This window comes from Actinokineospora xionganensis (assembly GCF_014323725.1).
Taxonomy (GTDB): domain Bacteria; phylum Actinomycetota; class Actinomycetes; order Mycobacteriales; family Pseudonocardiaceae; genus Actinokineospora; species Actinokineospora xionganensis.
In genome coordinates, this window is the sequence record NZ_JABVED010000004.1 from 316,694 (window position 1) to 336,665 (window position 19,972).

At 69.4% G+C, this 19,972-nt stretch carries 18 protein-coding genes; 10 read left to right on the forward strand and 8 right to left on the reverse strand.

Translation table 11 applies throughout. The features are described 5' to 3' along the window. Window positions 1–49 precede the first annotated feature (49 nt). The 3 genes from GPZ80_RS10075 to GPZ80_RS10085 all read left to right on the forward strand — a co-directional run bounded on the left by GPZ80_RS10075 (window position 50) and on the right by GPZ80_RS10085 (window position 2,461). Window positions 50–1,282: a pyridoxal phosphate-dependent aminotransferase gene (locus GPZ80_RS10075; protein ID WP_222719111.1), complete on the forward strand. Its 1,233-nt coding sequence runs from the start codon at window positions 50–52 to the stop codon at window positions 1,280–1,282. Between the two features lie 37 nt (window positions 1,283–1,319). Continuing rightward, window positions 1,320–1,868, forward strand: a complete 549-nt coding sequence (locus GPZ80_RS10080; RefSeq protein ID WP_187220031.1) for a flavin reductase family protein — start codon at window positions 1,320–1,322, stop codon at window positions 1,866–1,868. A 68-nt stretch (window positions 1,869–1,936) separates the two neighbouring features. Further along, a complete protein-coding gene (locus GPZ80_RS10085; RefSeq protein WP_187220032.1) occupies window positions 1,937–2,461 on the forward strand; it encodes a winged helix-turn-helix transcriptional regulator in 525 nt (174 codons plus the stop codon). Window positions 2,462–2,474: 13 nt separating this feature from the next. Here GPZ80_RS10085 and GPZ80_RS10090 read toward each other — a convergent pair whose 3' ends face one another. Both GPZ80_RS10090 and GPZ80_RS10095 read right to left on the reverse strand, forming a co-directional pair. Beyond that, a complete protein-coding gene (locus GPZ80_RS10090; RefSeq protein ID WP_187220033.1) occupies window positions 2,475–4,436 on the reverse strand; it encodes a multicopper oxidase family protein in 1,962 nt (653 codons plus the stop codon). After that, window positions 4,433–4,852, reverse strand: coding sequence for a DUF6220 domain-containing protein (locus GPZ80_RS10095; protein WP_187220034.1), 420 nt, complete (start codon window positions 4,850–4,852; stop codon window positions 4,433–4,435). Before GPZ80_RS10095 ends, GPZ80_RS10090 begins: the two co-directional genes overlap by 4 nt. Before the next feature lie 164 nt (window positions 4,853–5,016). Here GPZ80_RS10095 and GPZ80_RS10100 point away from each other — a divergent pair, with 164 nt between their 5' ends. The 4 genes from GPZ80_RS10100 (at window position 5,017) to GPZ80_RS10115 (ending at window position 9,845) form a co-directional block, all read left to right on the forward strand. Continuing rightward, window positions 5,017–6,249: a sensor histidine kinase gene (locus GPZ80_RS10100; protein WP_222719112.1), complete on the forward strand. Its 1,233-nt coding sequence runs from the start codon at window positions 5,017–5,019 to the stop codon at window positions 6,247–6,249. Next, complete coding sequence (locus GPZ80_RS10105; RefSeq protein ID WP_187220035.1) at window positions 6,246–6,923, forward strand: response regulator transcription factor; 678 nt, start codon at window positions 6,246–6,248, stop codon at window positions 6,921–6,923. The genes GPZ80_RS10100 and GPZ80_RS10105 overlap by 4 nt, the downstream gene beginning before the upstream one ends. Before the next feature lie 78 nt (window positions 6,924–7,001). Continuing rightward, window positions 7,002–8,213, forward strand: coding sequence for a cytochrome P450 (locus GPZ80_RS10110; protein WP_187220036.1), 1,212 nt, complete (start codon window positions 7,002–7,004; stop codon window positions 8,211–8,213). 57 nt (window positions 8,214–8,270) lie between these two features. Continuing rightward, window positions 8,271–9,845 (forward strand): flavin-containing monooxygenase, encoded by a 1,575-nt coding sequence (locus GPZ80_RS10115; RefSeq protein WP_187220037.1) that lies wholly within the window; start codon window positions 8,271–8,273, stop codon window positions 9,843–9,845. Between the two features lie 121 nt (window positions 9,846–9,966). Here the strand turns inward: GPZ80_RS10115 and GPZ80_RS10120 are convergent, their stop codons facing one another. The 4 genes from GPZ80_RS10120 to GPZ80_RS10135 form a co-directional block, all read right to left on the reverse strand. Further along, on the reverse strand, window positions 9,967–11,775 hold the full coding sequence (locus GPZ80_RS10120) for a non-ribosomal peptide synthetase (protein ID WP_187220038.1): 1,809 nt from the start codon (window positions 11,773–11,775) through the stop codon (window positions 9,967–9,969). A gap of 97 nt (window positions 11,776–11,872) precedes the next feature. After that, window positions 11,873–12,373, reverse strand: a complete 501-nt coding sequence (locus GPZ80_RS10125; RefSeq protein WP_187220039.1) for a helix-turn-helix domain-containing protein — start codon at window positions 12,371–12,373, stop codon at window positions 11,873–11,875. A gap of 168 nt (window positions 12,374–12,541) precedes the next feature. Next, window positions 12,542–13,981 (reverse strand): cation:proton antiporter domain-containing protein, encoded by a 1,440-nt coding sequence (locus GPZ80_RS10130; RefSeq protein ID WP_187220040.1) that lies wholly within the window; start codon window positions 13,979–13,981, stop codon window positions 12,542–12,544. Further along, a complete protein-coding gene (locus GPZ80_RS10135; protein WP_187220041.1) occupies window positions 13,978–14,208 on the reverse strand; it encodes an MbtH family protein in 231 nt (76 codons plus the stop codon). The genes GPZ80_RS10130 and GPZ80_RS10135 overlap by 4 nt, the downstream gene beginning before the upstream one ends. On the opposite strand from GPZ80_RS10135, the gene GPZ80_RS10140 reads away from it, so the two are divergent. Next, on the forward strand, window positions 14,207–14,488 hold the full coding sequence (locus tag GPZ80_RS10140; protein ID WP_187220042.1) for a hypothetical protein: 282 nt from the start codon (window positions 14,207–14,209) through the stop codon (window positions 14,486–14,488). The two genes, GPZ80_RS10135 and GPZ80_RS10140, sit on opposite strands and share 2 nt — an antisense overlap. A gap of 29 nt (window positions 14,489–14,517) precedes the next feature. Here the strand turns inward: GPZ80_RS10140 and GPZ80_RS10145 are convergent, their stop codons facing one another. Then, window positions 14,518–16,209: a fatty acyl-AMP ligase gene (locus GPZ80_RS10145; protein WP_187220043.1), complete on the reverse strand. Its 1,692-nt coding sequence runs from the start codon at window positions 16,207–16,209 to the stop codon at window positions 14,518–14,520. Window positions 16,210–16,639: 430 nt separating this feature from the next. Continuing rightward, window positions 16,640–16,777: a hypothetical protein gene (locus tag GPZ80_RS10150; RefSeq protein ID WP_187220044.1), complete on the reverse strand. Its 138-nt coding sequence runs from the start codon at window positions 16,775–16,777 to the stop codon at window positions 16,640–16,642. A gap of 312 nt (window positions 16,778–17,089) precedes the next feature. On the opposite strand from GPZ80_RS10150, the gene GPZ80_RS10155 reads away from it, so the two are divergent. Together GPZ80_RS10155 and GPZ80_RS10160 are read left to right on the forward strand one after the other, a co-directional pair. Beyond that, window positions 17,090–19,480, forward strand: a complete 2,391-nt coding sequence (locus tag GPZ80_RS10155) for an HAD-IC family P-type ATPase (RefSeq protein ID WP_187220045.1) — start codon at window positions 17,090–17,092, stop codon at window positions 19,478–19,480. 129 nt (window positions 19,481–19,609) lie between these two features. Continuing rightward, entirely contained in the window at window positions 19,610–19,966 is a 357-nt protein-coding gene (locus tag GPZ80_RS10160; RefSeq protein WP_187220046.1) for a DUF5684 domain-containing protein, read from the forward strand. Window positions 19,967–19,972: the final 6 nt, after the last annotated feature.

A 19,972-nucleotide genomic window follows, 5' to 3' on the forward strand; every position in this document is an offset into this window, starting at 1 on the left:
CCAGCCCAGCACGGAACCAGCCCTACTCCGATCAGAAGGTGGTACCAGCGTGAGTCCAGACATCCTGTCCGCCGCGGGATCGATCCCCTCATCGTGCCTGCACGGCATCTTCCGGGCGGCCGAGGCGCGGGAGCGGCAGACCGGCGAAGCGGTCGTCAAGCTGCACGTCGGCGAGCCGTACTACACCCCGACCGACGACGTGGCCGAGGCGTTCGTCGCCGCCGTCCGGCGGGGCGAGACCCGCTACATGGGCATCGAAGGCCATGTCGACCTGCGCGAGGCGATCGTCGAGAAACTGCGCGACGACAACGGCATCGACACCACCGCCTCGCGGGTGCTGGTCACGCCGGGGTCCTGCCAGGGGTTGTTCTCGCTGCTCAAGACACTCGCCGAACCCGGCGCCGAGATCCTGCTGCCGGAACTGCACTGGCCGGTGCACCTGCAGCAGGCCCTGCTCGCGGGCTTTCGGCCCGTGCTCTACCCGCTCGGTCCGGACTTCCGGCCCGACCCCGAGGTGATCGCCGCCGCCGCGACCCCGCGCACCAAGGTGCTGCTGATCAACTCGCCCGCCAACCCGACGGGCGTCGTGCTCGACGCCGCCGAGATCGGCGCCCTGCTCGGGCTGGCCCGCGGCCGCGGCTGGCACGTCATCAGCGACGAGGCCTACGAGCACTTCTGCTACGACCGCGAGCACCTGTCGGTCGCCTCGCTCGAACGCGACCTGCCCGTTGACGAGCGGATCGTGCACAGCGTCTTCACGTTCTCGAAGAGCTTCGCCATGACCGGCTACCGCCTCGGCTATGTCGCACTCGCCAACGACAGGGCCGCCGACGTGATGAAGGTGGTGCAGGAGGCCAACATCATCGGCACCTCGACCCCGGTGCAGCACGCGGGCATCGCCGCGCTGAAGAGCCGGGCCGACGCGGCGGCGGCCAACCGCAAGGCGGTGCAGCGCAACCGGGATGTCGCCCTGTCCGCGCTCGCCCGGGCCGGGTTGCTGCGCGAACTGCCCGCCGGTGGGTGGTACGCGATGCTGGACGTGGCGAGGACGGGGCTGGACGCGGAGACATTCGCCTTGCGGCTGCTGGAGAGCAAGGGCGTCGCCGTGGTGCCCGGCAACGGCTTCGCGATGCGCCCGACGCTCGACGAGCAGGGCAGGATCGTCTCCCACGACTACGCGCCCTGGGCCAGGAGCCTGATCCGGATCGCCTTCTGTGTCGACCCCGCGCAGCTCGAAACCGGGGTCCGGCTGCTGCTCGACTTCGTGGACGAATGCGTCTGACCGTCGGACCAGTGGCCCCAAGAGGAGGTAGCCGACCATGCCGGATCCGTTGACCGCCACGGCCGAGTACACCCACGTCGACCCGGCGCAGTTCCGGTCCCTCATGACCACCCATCCGGCCGCGGTGGCCATAGTGACCACCTCCGGCCCGAACGGCGAGCCATGGGGAATGACCTGCTCGTCGGTGTGCAGCGTGTCGCTGAAGCCGCCGACCCTGCTGGCGTGCCTGCGCGCGGAGAGCCCGACCCTGGCGGCGCTGCTGGAACGCAACGTGTTCGCCGTGAACCTGCTGCACGACCAGGCCGAACGCGCGGCGAAGCTCTTCGCCTCAGGCGACGCGGACCGGTTCGACAAGATCACCTGGATCAGGGATCCGGAAACCGGTGTGCCGCAACTGGTCGAGGACGCCCACACGGTCGCGGCCTGCCGGGTCAGCGCGACGCTGTCGGTAGGAGACCACGTGGTGGTCTTCGGCGACGTCGTCGGCGTCACCACCCACGCCGACGACGAACCGAGCCCCCTGCTCTACGGAATGCGCCGCTACTGGTCACTGAACACCCCGACCCCACCCACCCCCCACACCTGACCCGACCCCACCCGCGTTCGCCGGCTGGTTGGGAACGGCATTCACGTTCGAAACCGTTGGAGTGAAACATGATTGCCAGACTGACTGACACCCAGCGGGGTGCGCGACTGCCGGGGCCGACAGCCCGGGTGCCCGACTGCCCGCTGGGGCGGGCCGTCGAGGTGATCGGGCACTGGTGGACGCTGGAGATCGTGCACGAGGTCTTCGACGGCCACACCCGGTTCGCGGCGATCGCGCGCAACCTCACCACCGCGCCCGACGTGCTGCGGGAGCGGATCGGCGACCTCGTGGCGAAAGGCCTGCTGGAGACCGTGGACGACGCCGATGCCGACCCCGAATACCGGCTGACCGATCTCGGCCGTTCGCTGCGCCCGGTCCTGCTGGTCATGGCCGCGTTCGGGAATCACCGGCTGGCCGAAGACGACCGCGGCGTCGTCCTGGTCGACGCGGAGTCGGGGGCGCCGGTGCACCCGGTCGTGGTGGACCGGGTCACCGGCGCGCGGGTGGACACACCCGGTTACGTCTTCGCCCAAGGCCCCCGGGCGAGCGGGCCGATCAGGGCCCGCTACCCGCGGATCCCCCGGCTGCGGTGACCCCGCCCGCGGATCAGCCATGGTGGCCCGAGTGCCCACCGCCGAACGGGGAGATGACGCCGTCGTAGCGCAGGCGCAGCATCATGCCCTGGTCGGCGTGCGGGAGGTTGTGGCAGTGGTTCATCCAGATGCCGGGGTTGGCGGCCTTGAACGCGACCTCCCACACCTCGCCGGGGCGCACATCGAAGGTGTCGACCCACAGCGGGCTGCCCGACGACGGCACGCCGTCCCTGGACAGGACCAGCACCGGGTGGCCGTGGAGGTGCCAGGGATGGGTCTCCAGGCTCCGGTTCACCACGGTGAACCGGACGGTGTCGCCCTCGGCGACGAGTTGGTCCGGGATTGACGGGTGCCCGAGGCCGTTGACGGTCTGCGCGTACGACGGCGCGCCGTCGACCATGGCCAGCCCTCGGCCCAGCACCAGGGTGAAGTGCCGGTTCGCGGCCTCGTCGCGCAGTGCGACCGGGGCGGGAGTGCCATACGCCAGCAAGTCGAGCTCCGGCCACGCCCCCGTATCGGGCCCGGTGATGGTGTGGGCGCCTGCCCTGGGCAGCACCGACACCTTCGCGTTGCCCTCGTCGAGGCTGAGCACCACCGGCTCACCCGGCATGGTGAACACGACGTCGTAGCGGCCTCCCGCGGCCAACCTCAGCACCTGCTCGCTGATCTCACCCGGCCCGTTGAGGTCGCGGCCGTCGACGGCGACGAGTGTGAACGGGGTGCCGGACAGCGTGAACCGGTGCGGGTCGGAGTCGGTGTTGATCAGCCGCAGCCGGACCTTCGTGCCCGGCGCCGCGACATGCTCGCCGCCGCCCGAGATCACGGTGACGCCGCCGTCGAAGGTGTGCACGGCCAAGGGAAGGTCGAGCGCCCCCTCGATCTCGCCGTCGTCGCGTGGCTTCACCACCAGCGTGCCGTAGAGACCCCGACGGACGTTGACGTGCGACGCGTGGTGGGTGTGGTACCAGTAGGTCCCCACCTGGTCGGCGCGGAACCGGTAGACGAATTCGCCGCCCGGCCTGACCGTGTCCTGGGTGAGCCGTTCCGCGCCGTCCTGTGAGCACGGCACGTCGTAGCCATGCCAGTGAATGGTCACACCGTCGTCGATGTCCTGGTTGCGCAGCCTGACCTCGATGACGTCGCCCTGGGTCGCCGTGATCGGCGGGCCGGGCAGGGTGCCGTCGAAGGTGAGCGCGTCGATGTCGCGGCCCGACTCCAGCTTCACCGTGGCCTTGCGCGCGGTCACGAGTTGGGTGCGCACGACTCCACCGGGCGCCGGGTCCCGCGGGCCGCGCAGGTCGGCGACCGAGATGGTCGGCACCGAGGCCGGGCCGGGCCCGCCGCCCTGGGTCATGCTCGCGCCGGAGGTCAGCGCCAGGCCGATCCCGGTGCCGCCCGCGCCGACCGCGACGACGCCTCCCGCGACGCCGAGGAACCGGCGGCGACTCAACTCCGACGCAGTGGGCGCCGGGTTCGCGCTGTCGGACTTGTCCTCATCCGGGTTCGTCAGCACGCGCGCGGTCAGCATCGTGGCCACGACGACGACCGCGAGTGTGATCAGCACGGTCGGGAGAGTCAGGGGATAGCCGATGACGAACGCCACCGCGAACGAGACCAGCGCCGTGAACGCGGCGGCGAACAGTGCGACGATCGCCGCGGTGGTGTCACCGGATCGGGTGGTTTCCCGCGACCGGGCGGCGGCACGCAGCCGGGGCCCGGCGAGCACCGCGGCGACGACCGCCGCGACACCGAGAATCGGCAGGCCGAACACCACCTTCTCCTCGACGAACCACCAGCCGCGGTCGGCCAGCGGCACGATCGCGACTGCCCTGACCGCGGTCACGGCCAACGCGACCACCAGCAAGAGGTAGGCGGGCTTGGAGCGCATCGCCGCGGTGACCGCGGCGGCGAACCACGCGACCACGGTGAGCGCCGCGATCGCGTGGTCCAGGATAAGTAACGTGCCAGTCGTCATGACGAGACAGCGGCCGGTTCCGCCGTCTTCCAGGCGACCTGCCGGAACGTCCGCACCAGCATGATGGTGATGCCCATGATGATCACCCCGTTCACCGCGTGCAGACCGAAGATGTAGTTGCCCGCGTCGGATCCGCCGTCGGCGATGGACTTCGAGACCTCGCGGATCAGGGACTGGACGAGCACCAGCACGGCGACCAGACCCGACATCCCGATCAGCTTGCCGGGGAAGCGGGCGATGGCCGCGCCGATGGCCAGCAGGACCGCGGTGAGCAGGATGCCGTTGCCGAGGCCGCGGTGAAGCGCGAAGGACTCCTCCTTGGGCGCGCTGTCGAACGCGCCGCTGGCGGCTAGGTAGAACTGGACGATGATGGCCGCGAGAAGCACGGTGGCCAGGATGCTGACTGCCTTCTTCATACCGTGATCTTCTCGACCCGGCAGGGTGTTCCGCTTCCGGCGTGGAGATGAGACCGGGTACGCCAGTGCGCGTACGAGCCGGGGCGCGCACTACGCCTGTCGTCGTACCGGAACGCGCCTTCGAACGGGAGTCGGGGAAACCGGGGATACCCTACGATCATGGTATGGATCCGCGGATGATGTCGCGACAGATCTCCGCGTGGTTGTCGCGGCGGCCTGCCTGGTTCCTCGACGTCGTGCTGGCGCTGTTCGTCACCGCGGTCCAACTCCAGAGCGCCGGATACGCGATGGGGGCCGAACCGGTGGCCCGCCCGGTCACCGATTACGGGAATACCGGTTACCTCCTGCTCGCCATCAGCGGGCTCTCGGTGGCCGCCCGCCGCCGCCTGCCGGTCACGGTGTTCGCGATCACGTCGTTGGCCAGCCTGGTCTACTTCGCGCTCGGCTACCCCGACCGACTGGCCTGCCTCGGGCTGTTCGTCGCCATCTACACCCTGGCCGCACATGGCGGACGCAGGTCCCTGCTGATCGCGGGCGTGGGCACCGGGTTGACCTCCCTCGGCTGGCTCATCGCCGCGGCGGACATCAACCCACCCGCCGCCATCGGCTGGGTGTTCTTCCGCATCGGCGCGGCCGTGATCAGCATGACGCTCGGGGTGTCGATCCACTCCCGCCGGGTCATCGCGGCCGACGCGCAGCGGCGGGCCGAACTCGCCGAGCGGTCCCGCGAAGAGGAGGCCAGGGCCCGGGTCAACGCCGAGCGGCTGCGAATCGCCCGCGAGGTCCACGACACCGTCGCCCACGCGATCGCCATCATCAACGTGCAGTCCGGGGTGACCGCCCACGTCCTCGACAAGCGGCCGGAGCAGGCCCGCGAGGCGCTGGGCACCATCGAGAAAACCAGTTCCCGGGCGCTGCGGGAGATGCGCGCCATCCTCGGTGTGCTGCGCGACGGCGACGACCGCGAGCCCTACCCCGGCCTCGACCAGATCCACGAGCTGACCACCAAAGCCCGCGACGCCGGGCTCGAGATCGCCCTGCGGCAGACCGAGCCGGACACGCCGCTGCCCAGCGCGGTCGGCAGCGCCGCCTACCGCATCGTGCAGGAGTCGATCACCAACGTGATCCGCCACGTCGGCCCGACCAAGGTCACGGTTTCCCTCGAACCGGGGAACGACGCGCTGCGGATCCGGGTCACCGACGACGGCGGCCGCGGCGGCCGCGGCGGCCGGGGCGCCGCCGCGGCCGTGGACGCGCCCACCTCGGGCCGCGGCATCGTCGGGATGCGCGAACGCTGCAGGCTGCTCGGCGGCGAGCTCGACGCGAAGTCGCGCCCGGGCGGCGGGTTCGAGGTCACCGCCCTGCTCCCCCTGGCCCCGGTCGGGTCCCGGCTGTGACCGCACCTTCGCCGATCAAGGTGCTGCTGGCCGACGACGAAAGGCTGGTGCGGTCCGGGTTCAAGGTGCTGCTGGACCTGGAGGACGACATCACCGTCGTCGGGGAAGCAACCAATGGCGCGGAGGCCGTGGAGTTGGCTCGCGCCACCCGCCCGGATGTCGTGCTCATGGACATCCGCATGCCGCGCCTCGACGGCATTCGCGCCACCGGCGAGATCGCGGAGACGGCGGGCCTCGAGCAGGTCAAGGTCCTGATTCTGACCACGTACGACACCGACGAGAACGTGTTCGAGGCGCTGCAGGCCGGGGCGAGCGGGTTCCTGCTCAAGGACGCGGGCCCGGCCGAGTTGCTGCACGCCATCCGGGTGATCGCCGCGGGCGACGCGCTGCTCGCTCCCCGGATCACCCGACGGCTGATCAGCCAGTTCACCGCACAGCGCCGCGCCGCGAAGTCCGGTGAGGACCGGCTCGCCGTGCTGACCGACCGGGAGCGCGAGGTGCTCGCCCTGGTCGGACAGGGTATGAGCAACCACGAGATCGGCGCCACGCTCTTCCTCAGCCCGGCGACCGCCCGGACCCACGTCAGCCGCATCATGGGCAAACTCGGCGGGCGGGACCGGGCTCAGCTGGTCGCGATCGCCTACCAGACCGGGCTGAGCCACTTCAGCGACTGAGTCCGTGCGAGGAACACCCAGGAAAGGAATCCGGAAGAGTTCGGGCGGCCCGTCCCCGCAGCCTGCCACGATCGGCCAATGACTCAGCCAGCTCTCGGTGTTCGTGCCCTGGACCTCGCCGCCCCGGCCACCTTCGTCGAGAACGACGTCCACGAGTTCTGGCGCGCGGTGCGCGCGGACAGTCCCGTGTACTGGCATGAGCCCACGGACCGCAACCCGGGATTCTGGGTGGTTTCCCGCTTTCGCGACATCCAGTCGCTGCTGCACCACGAGGCGCTGAGTTCCGCGCGGGGCAACGTTCTCGACGTCGTGCTGCGCGGCGACGACTCCGCGGGCGGGAGCATGGTGGCGGTCACCGATCCGCCGCGGCACCGCCCGCTGCGCAACCTGATCTGGAGCGCGTTCACCCCCCGCGTTCTCGGCGCCGTGGTCGAGAAGGTCAGGCAGCGCACCGACGAGCTGATCGCCAAGGTCATCGAACTGGACACCTTCGACTTCGCCACCGAGGTCGCCGAGCAGGTGCCGATGACCACGATCTGCGACCTGCTGTCGATCCCGGCCGCCGACCGCGCCGATCTGCTGCGGTGGAACAAGATGGCGCTGTCGTCCGACCACGCCGACAGCGACGAGTTCGAGGCGCTGGGCGCCCGCAACGAGATCGTCCTCTACTTCATGGAGCTGGCCGCGCAGCGCCGGGAAACCCCGGGCGACGACGTCATCAGCACCCTCGCGGCCGCGGAGGTCGACGGCGAGCGGCTGACGGAGGCCGAGCTGGCGGTCAACTGCTACAGCCTGATCCTCGGCGGTGACGAGACTTCCCGGGTGTCGGCGATCTGCGCCGTGCTCGCGCTGATCGAGAACCCGGACCAGTGGGACGCGCTGCGCGCGGGACACGTGTCGGTCGAGTCGGCCGTGGAGGAGGTGCTGCGCTGGTCGTCGCCCGCGATGCATCTGGCCCGAACGGCCAAGGCGGACTTCACCATCGACGGGCACGAGGTCCGCGAGGGCGACATCGTCACCCTGTGGACCATCTCGGGCAACAACGACGAGGCGGTCTTCGACGAGCCACGCCGGTTCACCCTGTCGCGCTCGCCCAACAAGCACCTCTCGTTCGGCCACGGACCCCACTTCTGCCTGGGCGCCTTCCTCGGGCGCGCGGAGCTGAACGCGCTGCTGAGCGCTCTGGTCGCCAAGGTCGGCCGGATGGAGCGGCGCGGCGCGCCCCGGCCGATCTACTCGAACTTCCTCAACGGCTACAAGAGTTTGCCGGTCACGTTCCGGGGCCGCTGATCCGAGCGGCGCGAGACCAGGCACATGCGGAAGCACCATCGATTGCCAAGGGGGGCCATGAAAAGGAATGTGTGTGTGATCGGCGCGGGACCGTCCGGCCTGGTCGCGATCAAGGAACTGCTGGACGAAGGCCACTCTGTGACCTGCTTCGACCAGGCGGGCGAGCTCGGCGGCGTGTTCCGCGAGAACATCGGCAGCGACGAGGCGGGGGCCTATGACTCGACGATGCTGACCATCTCCAACTACATGATGACGTTCTCCAGCTTCCCGCCGCCGTCGCACGAGCCACGCCAGTTCTGGTCGGCGGCCAGGTACCGGCAGTACCTGCTGGACTTCGCCGAGATGTTCGACCTCGGCCACACCATCCGGTACCGGACCGAGGTGCTGGGCATCGCGAAGAACAACGCGGGCGGCTACACCGTCGACGTCGCCACCGCCGACGACCCTCAGGGTGTTGTCTCGCACCGGTTCGACGCGGTCGCCATCTCCACGGGCACTCACCGCGTCCCGAACTACCCCGACCTGCCCGGCCAGGAGAAGTTCGAGGGCGAGATCCTCCACTCGGCGCACTACCGCAACAACAAACCTTTCGAGGGCAGCAAGGTGCTCTGCGTCGGCATCGGCGAGACGGCGGCCGATGTCGTCGACGAGATCGCCCGCGTCGCGGCGACCTGCACGCTGTCGGTGCGACGCTTCCAGCCGGTGGTGGAGCGCTACCCCGGCGACGGCCCGCACACCAACGACGCCTTCACCTCGCAGCTGCTGCTCTCGGTGCCGCTGGCGGTCGCAAACCCGGTCATGCGATTGGGCAACAAGCGCAACCGGAAGAAGGCCGACAACCCGGTCAGCCGGGCGGTGGCCGAGTGGAATTCGAAGAATCCCGACTTCTTCAACCACTTCCTGACCAAGAACGAAGGCTTCATCCACCGCATCGTCGATGGCAGGTTGACGGTGAACGCCTCGGGCATCGAACGGCTCGGCAAGGACTACGTCCAGTTCAAGGACGGCACCCGGCGGCCCATCGACACGATCATGCTGAACACCGGTTACCGCGAGGACTTCAACATCGTCAAGGATGTCGACGCGAGCGACGTGCGCACGATGTACAAGCACATGATCCACCCGGATCTGGGCGCGGGCGTGGTGTTCATCGGCTGGGCGCGGCCCGCCGCGGGCGGGGTGCCCGCCTGCTCGGAGATGCAGGCCCGCTACTTCGCCCTGCTGCTCAGCGGCAAACGGGAGCTGCCGGACCGCTACCAGCTGAAGAAGCTGATCGAGCGGCAGTCGGCCTACGAGAACACCGTGTTCCACGGCAACCCGGACCTGCGGACCCTGGTGCACTACAACCACTACATGCTCGACTTCGCTGAGGTGCTCGGGTGCTCGCCGTGGCGTGCCGCCGCCTTCCGAGACCCCCGCCTGGTCTACCGCCTGTTCGCGGGTTCCCAGATGCCCACCGTGTTCCGTCTGTTCGGCCCGCACGCCGACTTCACGGCAGCGCGACGCTCGATCATGGGCGTGCCGGTGGCGTTCAAGCCGCGGATGGTCGTCGGCGCCCTGGCCGTCATCGCGGTGTCCCGGCTGCTGATCGCCCTGGGCCTGCTGAAGCCGGACCCGGTCTACCGCGGTTGATCGACGCGACAAACCTCCGTGCCCCGCACCCGGTGATCCGGGTGCGGGGCCCGGGTTCGTGACGGCCAGGGCTTGTCCTGTGGATCATGGTAGGTGGGATTCGTGATCCACAGGACATGCCCTAACCCTGCTTGGCGTCCTGCATGATCCTGGCCAGGTCGGCCAAGTTCTCCGCCTCGAACAGCGACCGCATCGGCACGACCACCCCGTGCTCCTTGCGCATGCGTCCGGCCAGCTTCGCGGCCAGCACCGAGTGGCCTCCGAGGTCGAAGAAGTTGTCCCGCGGCGTCGCCGAGGCGATCTTCAGCGTGTCCATCACCATGGCGATGAGGAGCTGCTCGAAGGAACCCTCGGCGGGCGCGGAGGCCGGGGCCGCCTGCTCGCTCCTGGCGCCGGCCGCCCACTCGGCCAAGGCCTTGCGGTCGATCTTGCCGTTGAGCAGGGTCGGGAACTCGTCCACCAGGACGATCGACGGAACCATGTGCTCGGGCAAGGCCTGGCGGGCGTGCTCGCGCAGGTCGGCGGCCAGGGTGTCCGCCTCGGCGGGCTCGTGCCGGGCCGAAGTCCTGACGTAGGCGACGATGTACTCGGTCGAGGCGTCCTCCCCGCCGACGACCGCCGCGACGAGCTCCACGGCGGGGTGGCTCTCCAGCCGCGTCTCGATCTCGCCGAGTTCGACCCGGAAACCGCGCACCTTGACCTGGTTGTCGACTCGGCCGGTGAAGTAGAGCTCGCCGTCGGCGGCCCGCCTGCCCTTGTCGCCCGACCGGTACATGCGGCTGCCGGGCGGCCCGTAGGGGTTCGCGACGAAACGGCTCGCGGTCAGACTCGGCCGGTTGAGGTAGCCGCGGGCCAAACCCGTGCCCGCGAGGTAGAACTCGCCTTCCCCATCGTCGCCGCATTGGTCGAGCTTCTCGTCGAGAACGTGGACCACCGAGCCCTCCCAGGGCGTCCCGATGGTGACCTCGTCCTGCACGCCCTCGATCGGGCCGCCGAGCGACGCGCCGACGGTCACCTCGGTCGGACCGTAGCCGTTGAGCAGGCGCCTGCCCTTGGACCACTCCTCGGCCAGCGACCGGGTGCACACGTCGCCGGTGGAGGTGATCGTTCCGTCGACCAGCAGGCCATCGCTCTCGGTGATCCCGAGCGCCACCGGCGGCAGCACGGCGTGCCTGACGTCGTGGCGCAGCATTGTCTCGCGCAGCGACTCCCCCGGCAGCAGCTCGTGCTGCTCGGCCATCACCAGCGTGCCGCCCTGCAGCAGGGCCAGGGTGACGTCCCAGAACCACGCGTCGAAGCTGAACGACGCCCACTGCAGCACCCGCTCGCCCGCGCCGATGCCGTAGCGCTTCGCCTGGGTCGAGACCAGGTCGGCGACACCGTCGTGGGTGAGCGCGACGCCCTTGGGCACGCCCGTCGATCCGGAGGTGTAGATGACGTACATCAGGTGGTCACGCGACAACGGCGCGCGGCGCGCGGCGTCGGTGACATTGTCGTCCCGCTCCCCCGCCACGGCGGCGTCGACCGCCGGGTCGTCCACCACCAGCTCGGGCACGCCGAGGTCGAGCGAGGTGACGCACTGCGTGCGCAGCAACAGGATCGGCTTGGCGTCGACGACCATGTGGGTGAGCCGGTCGGCCGGGTAGGTCGGGTCCAGCGGCAGGTAGGCCCCGCCTGCCTTCAGCACGGCCAGGACCGCCACGATCAGCCGGGTCGAGCGGGGCACCGCGATCGCGACCAGCGCGTCCGGCCCGACGCCCTCGGCGATCAGCCTTCGGGCGAGTCGGTTCGCGCGCGCGTTCAGCTCCGGGTAGCCGACTTCGGTGTCACCGAAGACAACCGCCGCGGTGTCACCCGACCTGGCGACCATGGACTCGAACAAATCAGGCACCGTTGTCAACTCGCCCGCCTCCGACTGTGTATGCGTCATGATCATTGCGTTGAGACTCCGACCGTGAAAGATCTCTTTCGGCCGCGACCCGTCCGGTCGAGAAGTCCGCGACACTGGAACCGTTCGGTGGAGCGGCTTACAGAGGTTCGACGACGAACCCCCGACCCCACACGTTGCGCACGCCGAGCCCGACGAGTTGCAGCCTGCGCCGCAGTCGCATGACGTGCAGGTCGAGCGCGTTGCTGGACGAGCTGGCACCGGATTGCTCGAGGATCTCCCGAAGCTCGTCGCGGTAGACGAGCCCGCAGAAGCGGGAGATCAGCGGAGCCAACATGTCGCACTGGGTCAGGGACAAGGTGACCGACGCGTCCCTGAAGTACAGGATCCCCGCGGGATCCAGCACGGGCTTGGTGTTGAGCACCGCCCGCGCGGCGAGCTGGCGGACCCTGGCCTGGAGGTCCTGCGGCACGATGGGCGGGCGAACCCAGTCCTCGTTGGGACTGAGGTCCTCCGGCGGTGGCGCGCCGTGCTCGACGATGAGCAGGCAGAGGTGACGCAACGCGGTGCACTCCTCGCGGAGATCGCTCTCCGCGGGCCAGCGGACGAATTTGACACGGTTCTTGACATCCAACTTCACTGGACCCCCCGGAACTCCTTGCGGTGTCGCTGCCGAGAATTGCCTTGTCGCTGTTGAGAAGCGGGCGTCATGGCGGTGTCTGGATCGCTGTCCCCGACCGCCTGCCCGGCACGTGCCGCACGGGTGATCCACCCAGTTCGCCCCCGTGCGACCGGTTCGCCTGCCTCGTCATTGCCTGACGGTGTCGCCCTTCCCCGCGGTGCGCGTGCTGGGCGCCGCGAGGGTGTCGTGCGGTATCCGGTTCAGTGACCGGCGCACCAGGGGCCCGGTCAGCGCCGTCGTGATCACCGCGACCATGACCATGACCGTGTAGGCGAGCTGGTTGATGAGGTCGGCCTGGTAGCCGATGGTCAGCACCACTACCTCTGTCACGCCGCGGCAGTTCATCAGAACGCCGAAGCACCACGCCTCCCGGGCGGGCAGGCCCGCCAGCCGCACCGCGCCGCCCGCGCCGATCACCTTGGTCGCCACCGCCGCGACGAGGACCGCGGCGAGCACCAGCCAGGCTGTCGGGTCCGTGCCGAGAAGCCCGACCGACATCTTGAGTCCGACGCCTGCGAAGAAAAGGGGTAGCAGGATGATCAGCGTGAAGCCCTCCAGCTTGCGGCCGATCTCCTCCACCGCGGGCGAGTCCCTCGGCACCACCACACCGAACAGGAACGCGCCCACCACCGCGTGCAGCTGGATGGTCTGGGTCAGCACGGAATAGCCGATCGCCCCCGCTACCAGCACGATCGTCAGGAACGGGCTCGACCCGAGCCGCCGCACGAGCATCGCCAGCAGCGGCCGCACGCACAGCGCGGTCACGAGCACCAGCACGAACGCCAGCACCAGGATCTTGATCCCGTGCCCGTCGCTGCCCGCCCCGGCCAGCAGGAACGCGAGCCCGACCCAGAGCACGCCGTCACCGATGGCCGCCGCCGAGATCGAGAGCGCGCCGATGCTGGACTTCTCCAGTTTCAGGTCGGTGAGGATGCGCGCCAGCACGGGCAGCGCTGTCACCGCCATGGCCAGCCCGACGAACAGCATCGCCCGCAGCGGGGTGGCCTTGTCGCCCGCCAGCAGGTCGCCGGTCACGTACACGATTCCCATGCCCGCCAGCAGGGGCAGGGCCATGCCGCCGATCACCGACCCCGCGACCATTCCCTTGCGGCTGATCCGGTCGGTGCGCAACTCGCAGCCCAGCAGGAAGACGAAGATGACCAGCCCCAGTTGCGCGGCCTTGTCGAGCTGTTCGATGACCGGCTTCTGGAACAGGAACGCGCTGCCCTGCGGCCACGTCATGCCGAGCAGCGACGGACCGAGCAGCAGGCCGCCGACCATCTCGCCGAGCACCGGCGGCTGGCCGACCATGCGGGCCAGCGCCGCCAGCAGCTGGCAGGTGACCAGGATGACGACGACCGCGATGAGGAAGTGGGTGACCGCGTCGGTGGCGTGCGAGCCGAACACGCCCCACAGGGGCGTCGACGCCCCGAGCGCGGCAAGCCCCGCGACCGCTCCGAGCGCCGTGCGCGCGCGGCCGGACGGAGGCCTGCCCCCCGTGCGGCCCGCGCCGGGTAACCGCGGCTGCTCGGCCTGCTCGACCAGCACATCGTTGGGCGCGCTCATGCCGACGACCCGCCCGCATGCCCGGCCATCGCGTCCCGCAGGCTCTTGGGCCGCATGTCAGTCCAGGTCTGGTCGATGTAGTCGGCGATCTCCCGAGTCGACGCCGGACCGTGCGCGACCCGCCAGCCCCGCGGAACAGCCAGGTCGACGGGCCAGACCGAGTACTGCTCGTCGTCGTTGACCAGTGCCAGACAGTCCCGGCTGTCGTCCTCGAACGGAGTGGACATGCGTTTCTACCTTTTCCCTGTCTGCCTGCTTAGGATCCGGAAACACGCGGACGGAATCGCCGACTTTTTCCGACTCTCCGACCGCGGCCGCATTTGCGCCGATCTTTACATATCCCTCGACTGCGCCGCGACGATCCGCGCCAACGATATCGACCGTACCAGCGTCGCCCACCCCGACAACAGATTAGGTTCACATACCTGGCCATGCGTTTCACATATCACGGGCGGAGCGATAAATACCGATCCACCCGCCGCGACTCAGCGCGTCGCGGCGAAGTGAAATACTGTCAAGCGCATTTCTTAAAGCCGCTACTCCCGCAGCGATTCGGGAACCGACGGATCGTAATCGATATACAGCGCGTTCAGGGAACGCGCCAAGAACAATCTCCGCATCGCCGTGCGCTGGATCTTGCCCGCCGCGGTGCGTGGAATGCCGTTGCGCCGGTAGAAGGCCACGACCGAGGGGCGGACCCCGAACTCGTCGGCGACCATCGCCTTGATCCGGGCCGACAGGTCGCGGAGGCACTCGTCGCCGGGCCTGCCGGTGATCTCGTGGGTGGCGACCAGCATCGGGCCGACCCCGGTTTCGGCGGCCGAGACGGTGAACACCGCGCCGATCAGGGCGGTCTCGGCGTAGCCCGACCGCATCCGCCCTTCGACCTCCTGCGGGGTGAACACGCGGCCCTCCACGCGCAGCACCTCGTCCACCCGTCCGACGACGTACAGCTCGCCGTCGTACAGGGTGCCGAGGTCACCGCTGCGGACAAAGCCGTCGGGGGTGAACGTCCTGGCCGTCGCGGCGTCGTCGCGCCAGTAGCCGCGGGCAGCGCTCGGACCGCGCAGCCAGATCTCGCCGAGGGCGCCGGGGACCGACACCTCCCCGGTTCGCGGGTCGGCTACGCGGACCTCGAAGTCGCGCGGCGTCCCCGAGCTCAGCAGGTCGACACCCGCCGTCGCGGGGACGAACCGGCCGAGCTCCAGTTCGTGGGGGTCGACCTTGGTGACCACGGCCGGGCGGAACGCGTCGCCCGCCACGAAGGCCGTCGCCTCCGCCAATCCGTAGCACGGGCTCAACACGTCGGCCCGGAACCCGGCGGGCGCGAACCGCTTGACGAAAGCGTCCACTGTGGACGCGTGGAGCGGCTCGGCGCCGATGGCGGCGACCCGCCACCGCGACAGGTCGAGGCCCGCCACCTCGTCGTCCGTCACCCGGCCGCAGCAGATCTCGAAGGCGAAACCGGGTGCGGCGGTGGCGGTGACGTCGAATTTGTCGATCACCCGTAGCCAGTGGTACGGCCGCTTCAGGAAGGCCGAGGGGCGCATCACCACGGCGGTGGCGCCGGCCACGAGGGCGGGCAGCAGCTGGCCGAGCAGCCCCATCGTGTGGTGGTGCGGCAGCCATCCGCCCACCCGCCAACCGGGGGCCAGACCCGAGGCGGCGCACTGGTTCTCGATGTTGCGCAGGAGGTTGTCGTGGGTAAGCGCCACTCCCTTGGGCGCGCCGGTGGCACCCGAGGTGTAGTGGATCACCGCGAGCGAGTCGCGGTCGACCGCCACGGGTGTCCACGAGTCGGCGTCCGCGAGGTCACCGGAATTCGTGGCAACCACGGCGAGGCCGGCGTATCCCTCCTCCACGGCCCACTCGGTCACCGCGGCCAGGTTGTCGACGTCGGTCATGATCGCCGAAATCCCGGCGTTCGCCGCGAGGTCGCACAGCCGCGCCCGCTCGTGCCGATACCGGCCGGGCAGCGGCGCGGGCACCGCGACCACTCCGGCGTACAGGCAGCCGACGAGGGCCGCGGCGAAGTCGAGCCCGGTCGGGTGCAGGAGCAGGACACGCTCACCGGCACGAACGCGGGCGCTCAGCCAGGCGGCGGACTTCCTCGCCTCGGCGTCCAACCGGGCGTAGGACCACCGGGGCGCGCCGTCGGGCGCCTCCACGTCGTCCACGAAGACCACCGCGGTGCGCTCCGGCACCGAAAGGATGTTTTCGCGAAGCACCACGGCAACGCTCGCGGCGGACCCCAAATCGACCACGAACCCTTGTCTCCTAGGTCTTGTTCACCATTCGAAACATCGCCCGAGATTCACCAGGCACAGGCGTCGCATCCGACGCGCACAAAAGCCCGCGACAAAAGCGTGAAGAAGATGCGGACATCATTCGAAAAAATACGGATAAGACCCGCCGACATTCGCGGCCCGCCACCCGTCGCTGCCCCTCAATGGCATCGCCCCACCCCAAGTGCCGCCCTTGATTCGATTCGACGCTAGCACGGGCAAGAGGCCGTGACCCGCCGGTCGACCACAGTAGTGAGGATCGCCTGGGCGGGTATTAGGAACTCATCAGCAGAGGCTTTCGGCCACGGTTTCACCGTGGCAAGCGAGAGCACACGTCGGTTGGACATCGAAGATCCACCGAGCACCCGGACGGTTATCGGCTCCCGCCGCCCGCTCCCCCACCCCGCGGCGGGTCCTCCTCCGAAGTGCTCCCACCCAGCACCACGGCGAGCGTGATCCCCGCGACGACTACGATCCCCAAGGTCCGCAGCAGCGGGAAAAGCGCGTCCATGTGCTTCCTTTCAAGGACTTCGCGCGGACTGCCGAAGATTAACCCCGTCACCGCCACGAACGGCCCCGACGACCGGCCAGACCGTCCAGCCACTTGGCTGGTCGTCCCGCGCCGCCGACGGTCGGCGCCTGCCCGGGACGGAGAGACGCGAAGCCGCCGGTACTCGGGCTGTTCTCGCTGTTGTCACGGGGATCGGCTTTCGGACCTATCCCTCGTCATGCTGGTCAAAGTTCACGCGGTCGTGTGTTCGGCGCAGCCTGCCCGGTGGTGACGTGGGCTGCCGGAAGCGCGGCAGGCCAATACAGTGCCGCCATGTCAGCAGAACAGACCATGGTCGCGCCGGAAACCGGGCTCACCGCGGCCGAGGTCGCCCAGCGCGTGGCCGACGGGCAGACCAACGACGTTCCCACCAGGGCGAGCCGCAGTGTGTGGGACATCGTCCGGGCCAACGTGTTCACCAGGATCAACGCCATCTTCGGCGTCCTCTTCCTGATCATCATGTCCACCGGGTACTTCCTCGACGGCCTGTTCGGCGGCCTGATCGTGGCCAACAGCGTCATCGGTGTGATCCAGGAGGTGCGGGCCAAACGCACCCTGGACCGGCTCGCGATCGTCGGCCAGACGAAGCCGCGAGTCCTCCGCGACGGCGTGTCGAAAGAGGTCGCGCCCAACGAGGTCGTGCTCGACGACGTGATCGAGATCGGCGCTGGCGACCAGATCGTGGTCGACGGCGAACTGCTGCACGGCGAGGCCCTGGAAATCGACGAGTCCCTGCTGACCGGCGAGTCCGACCCCGTCGTCGCGGGTCCCGGCGACCCGGTGCTGTCGGGCAGTTTCGTCGTCGCGGGCGGCGGCGCCTACCGGGCCACCAAGGTCGGCCGCGAGGCGTACGCGGCCAAGCTGGCCGAGGAGGCCAGCAAGTTCACCCTGGTCGACTCCGAGCTGCGCAACGGCATCAACAAGATCCTCAAGTTCATCACCTACCTGCTGATCCCGGCGGGCGCCCTGTCGATCTACAACCAGCTCTCCGGCGACCAGGCGCTGCCGGAGGCGCTGCGCGGGATGGTCGCCGCGCTGGTGCCGATGGTCCCCGAGGGCCTGATCCTGATCACCGCGATCGCGTTCGCCGTCGGCGTCACCCGCCTGGGCAAGCGCCAGTGCCTGGTCAACGAGCTGCCCGCGATCGAGGGCCTGGCCAGGGTCGACGTGGTGTGCGCGGACAAGACCGGCACCCTCACCGAGAACGCGATGCGACTCGCCGAGACCCGCGTCCTCGACAGCGGCGAGTCGGTGTCCGACGTGCTCGCCGCGCTGGTCGCCGCCGAGTCCCGGCCGAACGCGAGCCTGCTGGCCATCGCCGAGGCGCACCCGGACGACCCGGGCTGGGACATCGCCGACGTCGTGCCGTTCTCGTCGGCACGCAAGTGGAGCGGCGTCAGCTTCACCGACAACGGCGACTGGGTGCTCGGTGCCCCGGACGTCCTGCTGCCCGCCGACAGCCCGCAGCGCACCGACGCCGAGCAGATCGGGGCAACGGGTCTGCGGGTGCTGCTGCTGGGCCGGTGCGCGCTGCCGGTGTCCGCACCGGACGCCCCAGGGGAGGTCACGCCTGTGGCGCTGGTGGTGCTGGAACAGAAGGTCCGGCCGGACGCCAAGTCCACTTTGGAGTATTTCGCCGAGCAGAACGTCACGGTGAAGGTGATCTCCGGAGACAACGCGCTGTCGGTGTCGGCGGTCGCCTGCTCACTCGGCCTGCCCAACGCGCGCGACGCGGTCGACGCCCGCACCCTGCCCACCGACCCGGGACAGCTCGCCGAGACCGTGGCGGCGGGCACCGTGTTCGGGCGGGTCACCCCCGCGCAGAAGCGGGCCATGGTCGGCGGCCTGCAATCCAAGGGCCACACCGTCGCGATGACCGGCGACGGCGTCAACGACGTACTGGCGCTCAAGGACGCCGACATCGGCGTCGCCATGGGCGCGGGCAGCCCGGCGACGCGCGCGGTGGCGCAGATCGTGTTGCTGGACAACAAGTTCGCCACGCTGCCGCACGTCGTCGCCGAGGGCAGGCGGGTGATCGGCAACATCGAGCGGGTCGCGAACCTGTTCCTCACCAAGACGGTGTACTCGGTGCTGCTGGCCCTGCTGGTCGGCATCCCCGGCCTGATCGGCTTCGACGCCCTGCCGTACCCGTTCCTCCCCCGGCATGTGACGATCACCGGCTGGTTCACCATCGGCCTGCCCGCGTTCGTGCTTTCCCTGGCGCCCAACAACGAACGCGCGCGCAGCGGCTTCGTCGCCCGGGTGATGCGGATGGCGATCCCGGCGGGCGTGGTGATCTCGGTGGCCTGCTTCGTGTCCTACGTGCTGACCTACCCGGGTGCGGGCGCGAGCCAGACGCAGGTCGTGCAGGCCAGCACCACGGCGTTGATCACGGTGATAGCGCTGGCGCTGTGGGTGCTGGCGATGGTGGCGCGGCCGTACACGTGGTGGAAGGTGACGCTGGTCGTGGTCATGGCCGCCGCGTCGGCGCTGATGTTCCTGCTTCCGCTGACGCAGCGGCTGTTCCTGCTCGACCCGAGCAATGGCGCGTACACCGGGATCGCGGTGGCGTGCGCGGGCGTCGGCGTCGTGCTGATCGAGGCGTCCTGGTGGATCGGCGCCAGGCTGCGCGGCGAGAAGCCCGCACCGCTGCCGGAGAACTAGCGGACGAGTCCAGCCACCTGGCGGGGTCAAGTGGACAGTCGGCGGCTGCTTTCCGCTCTGTCGCGGCACTACCGTGGCGCATACCGCAAGCCACTGTCCGCTTGTGGGTTTGCTGTGCCAAGGAGAATCATGGAATCGGAATCCACCGCGTACACAGTGGTGAGCCTCGTATTGTCGATCATCGCGATCGCCGGCCTGTGGATGGTGTTCAAGAAGGCGGGCAGGCCGGGTTGGTGGGCGATCGTCCCGATCGTGAACCTGTTCGTGACGATCAAGATCGCGGGCCGCGCAGGCTGGTGGATCTTGCTGTTCCTTATCCCGGTCGTCAACATCGTGATCGCGGTCATCGTCGCCATCGACCTCGCGAAGAAGTTCGGCAAGAGCACGGCCTTCGGCGTGGTCGGCCTGTTCTTGTTCCCGTTCATCGGCGCACCGATGCTCGGCTTCGGCGACGCCCGGTATCAGGACGACCTGGCCGCTGCGTAAGCCTTC

Excerpts from the sequence above, each read along its gene's own strand:
- GPZ80_RS10130 (WP_187220040.1), bottom strand. The coding sequence starts at position 13,981 with ATGAGCGCGCCCAACGATGTGCTGGTCGAGCAGGCCGAGCAGCCGCGG.
- GPZ80_RS10080 (WP_187220031.1), top strand. The coding sequence starts at position 1,320 with ATGCCGGATCCGTTGACCGCCACGGCCGAGTACACCCACGTCGACCCG.
- GPZ80_RS10150 (WP_187220044.1), bottom strand. The coding sequence starts at position 16,777 with ATGGACGCGCTTTTCCCGCTGCTGCGGACCTTGGGGATCGTAGTCGTC.
- GPZ80_RS10090 (WP_187220033.1), bottom strand. The coding sequence starts at position 4,436 with ATGACGACTGGCACGTTACTTATCCTGGACCACGCGATCGCGGCGCTC.
- GPZ80_RS10135 (WP_187220041.1), bottom strand. The coding sequence starts at position 14,208 with ATGTCCACTCCGTTCGAGGACGACAGCCGGGACTGTCTGGCACTGGTC.
- GPZ80_RS10120 (WP_187220038.1), bottom strand. The coding sequence starts at position 11,775 with ATGACGCATACACAGTCGGAGGCGGGCGAGTTGACAACGGTGCCTGAT.
- GPZ80_RS10100 (WP_222719112.1), top strand. The coding sequence starts at position 5,017 with ATGGATCCGCGGATGATGTCGCGACAGATCTCCGCGTGGTTGTCGCGG.
- GPZ80_RS10140 (WP_187220042.1), top strand. The coding sequence starts at position 14,207 with ATGCGTTTCTACCTTTTCCCTGTCTGCCTGCTTAGGATCCGGAAACAC.
- GPZ80_RS10085 (WP_187220032.1), top strand. The coding sequence starts at position 1,937 with ATGATTGCCAGACTGACTGACACCCAGCGGGGTGCGCGACTGCCGGGG.
- GPZ80_RS10160 (WP_187220046.1), top strand. The coding sequence starts at position 19,610 with ATGGAATCGGAATCCACCGCGTACACAGTGGTGAGCCTCGTATTGTCG.
- GPZ80_RS10155 (WP_187220045.1), top strand. The coding sequence starts at position 17,090 with ATGTCAGCAGAACAGACCATGGTCGCGCCGGAAACCGGGCTCACCGCG.
- GPZ80_RS10110 (WP_187220036.1), top strand. The coding sequence starts at position 7,002 with ATGACTCAGCCAGCTCTCGGTGTTCGTGCCCTGGACCTCGCCGCCCCG.
- GPZ80_RS10115 (WP_187220037.1), top strand. The coding sequence starts at position 8,271 with ATGAAAAGGAATGTGTGTGTGATCGGCGCGGGACCGTCCGGCCTGGTC.
- GPZ80_RS10095 (WP_187220034.1), bottom strand. The coding sequence starts at position 4,852 with ATGAAGAAGGCAGTCAGCATCCTGGCCACCGTGCTTCTCGCGGCCATC.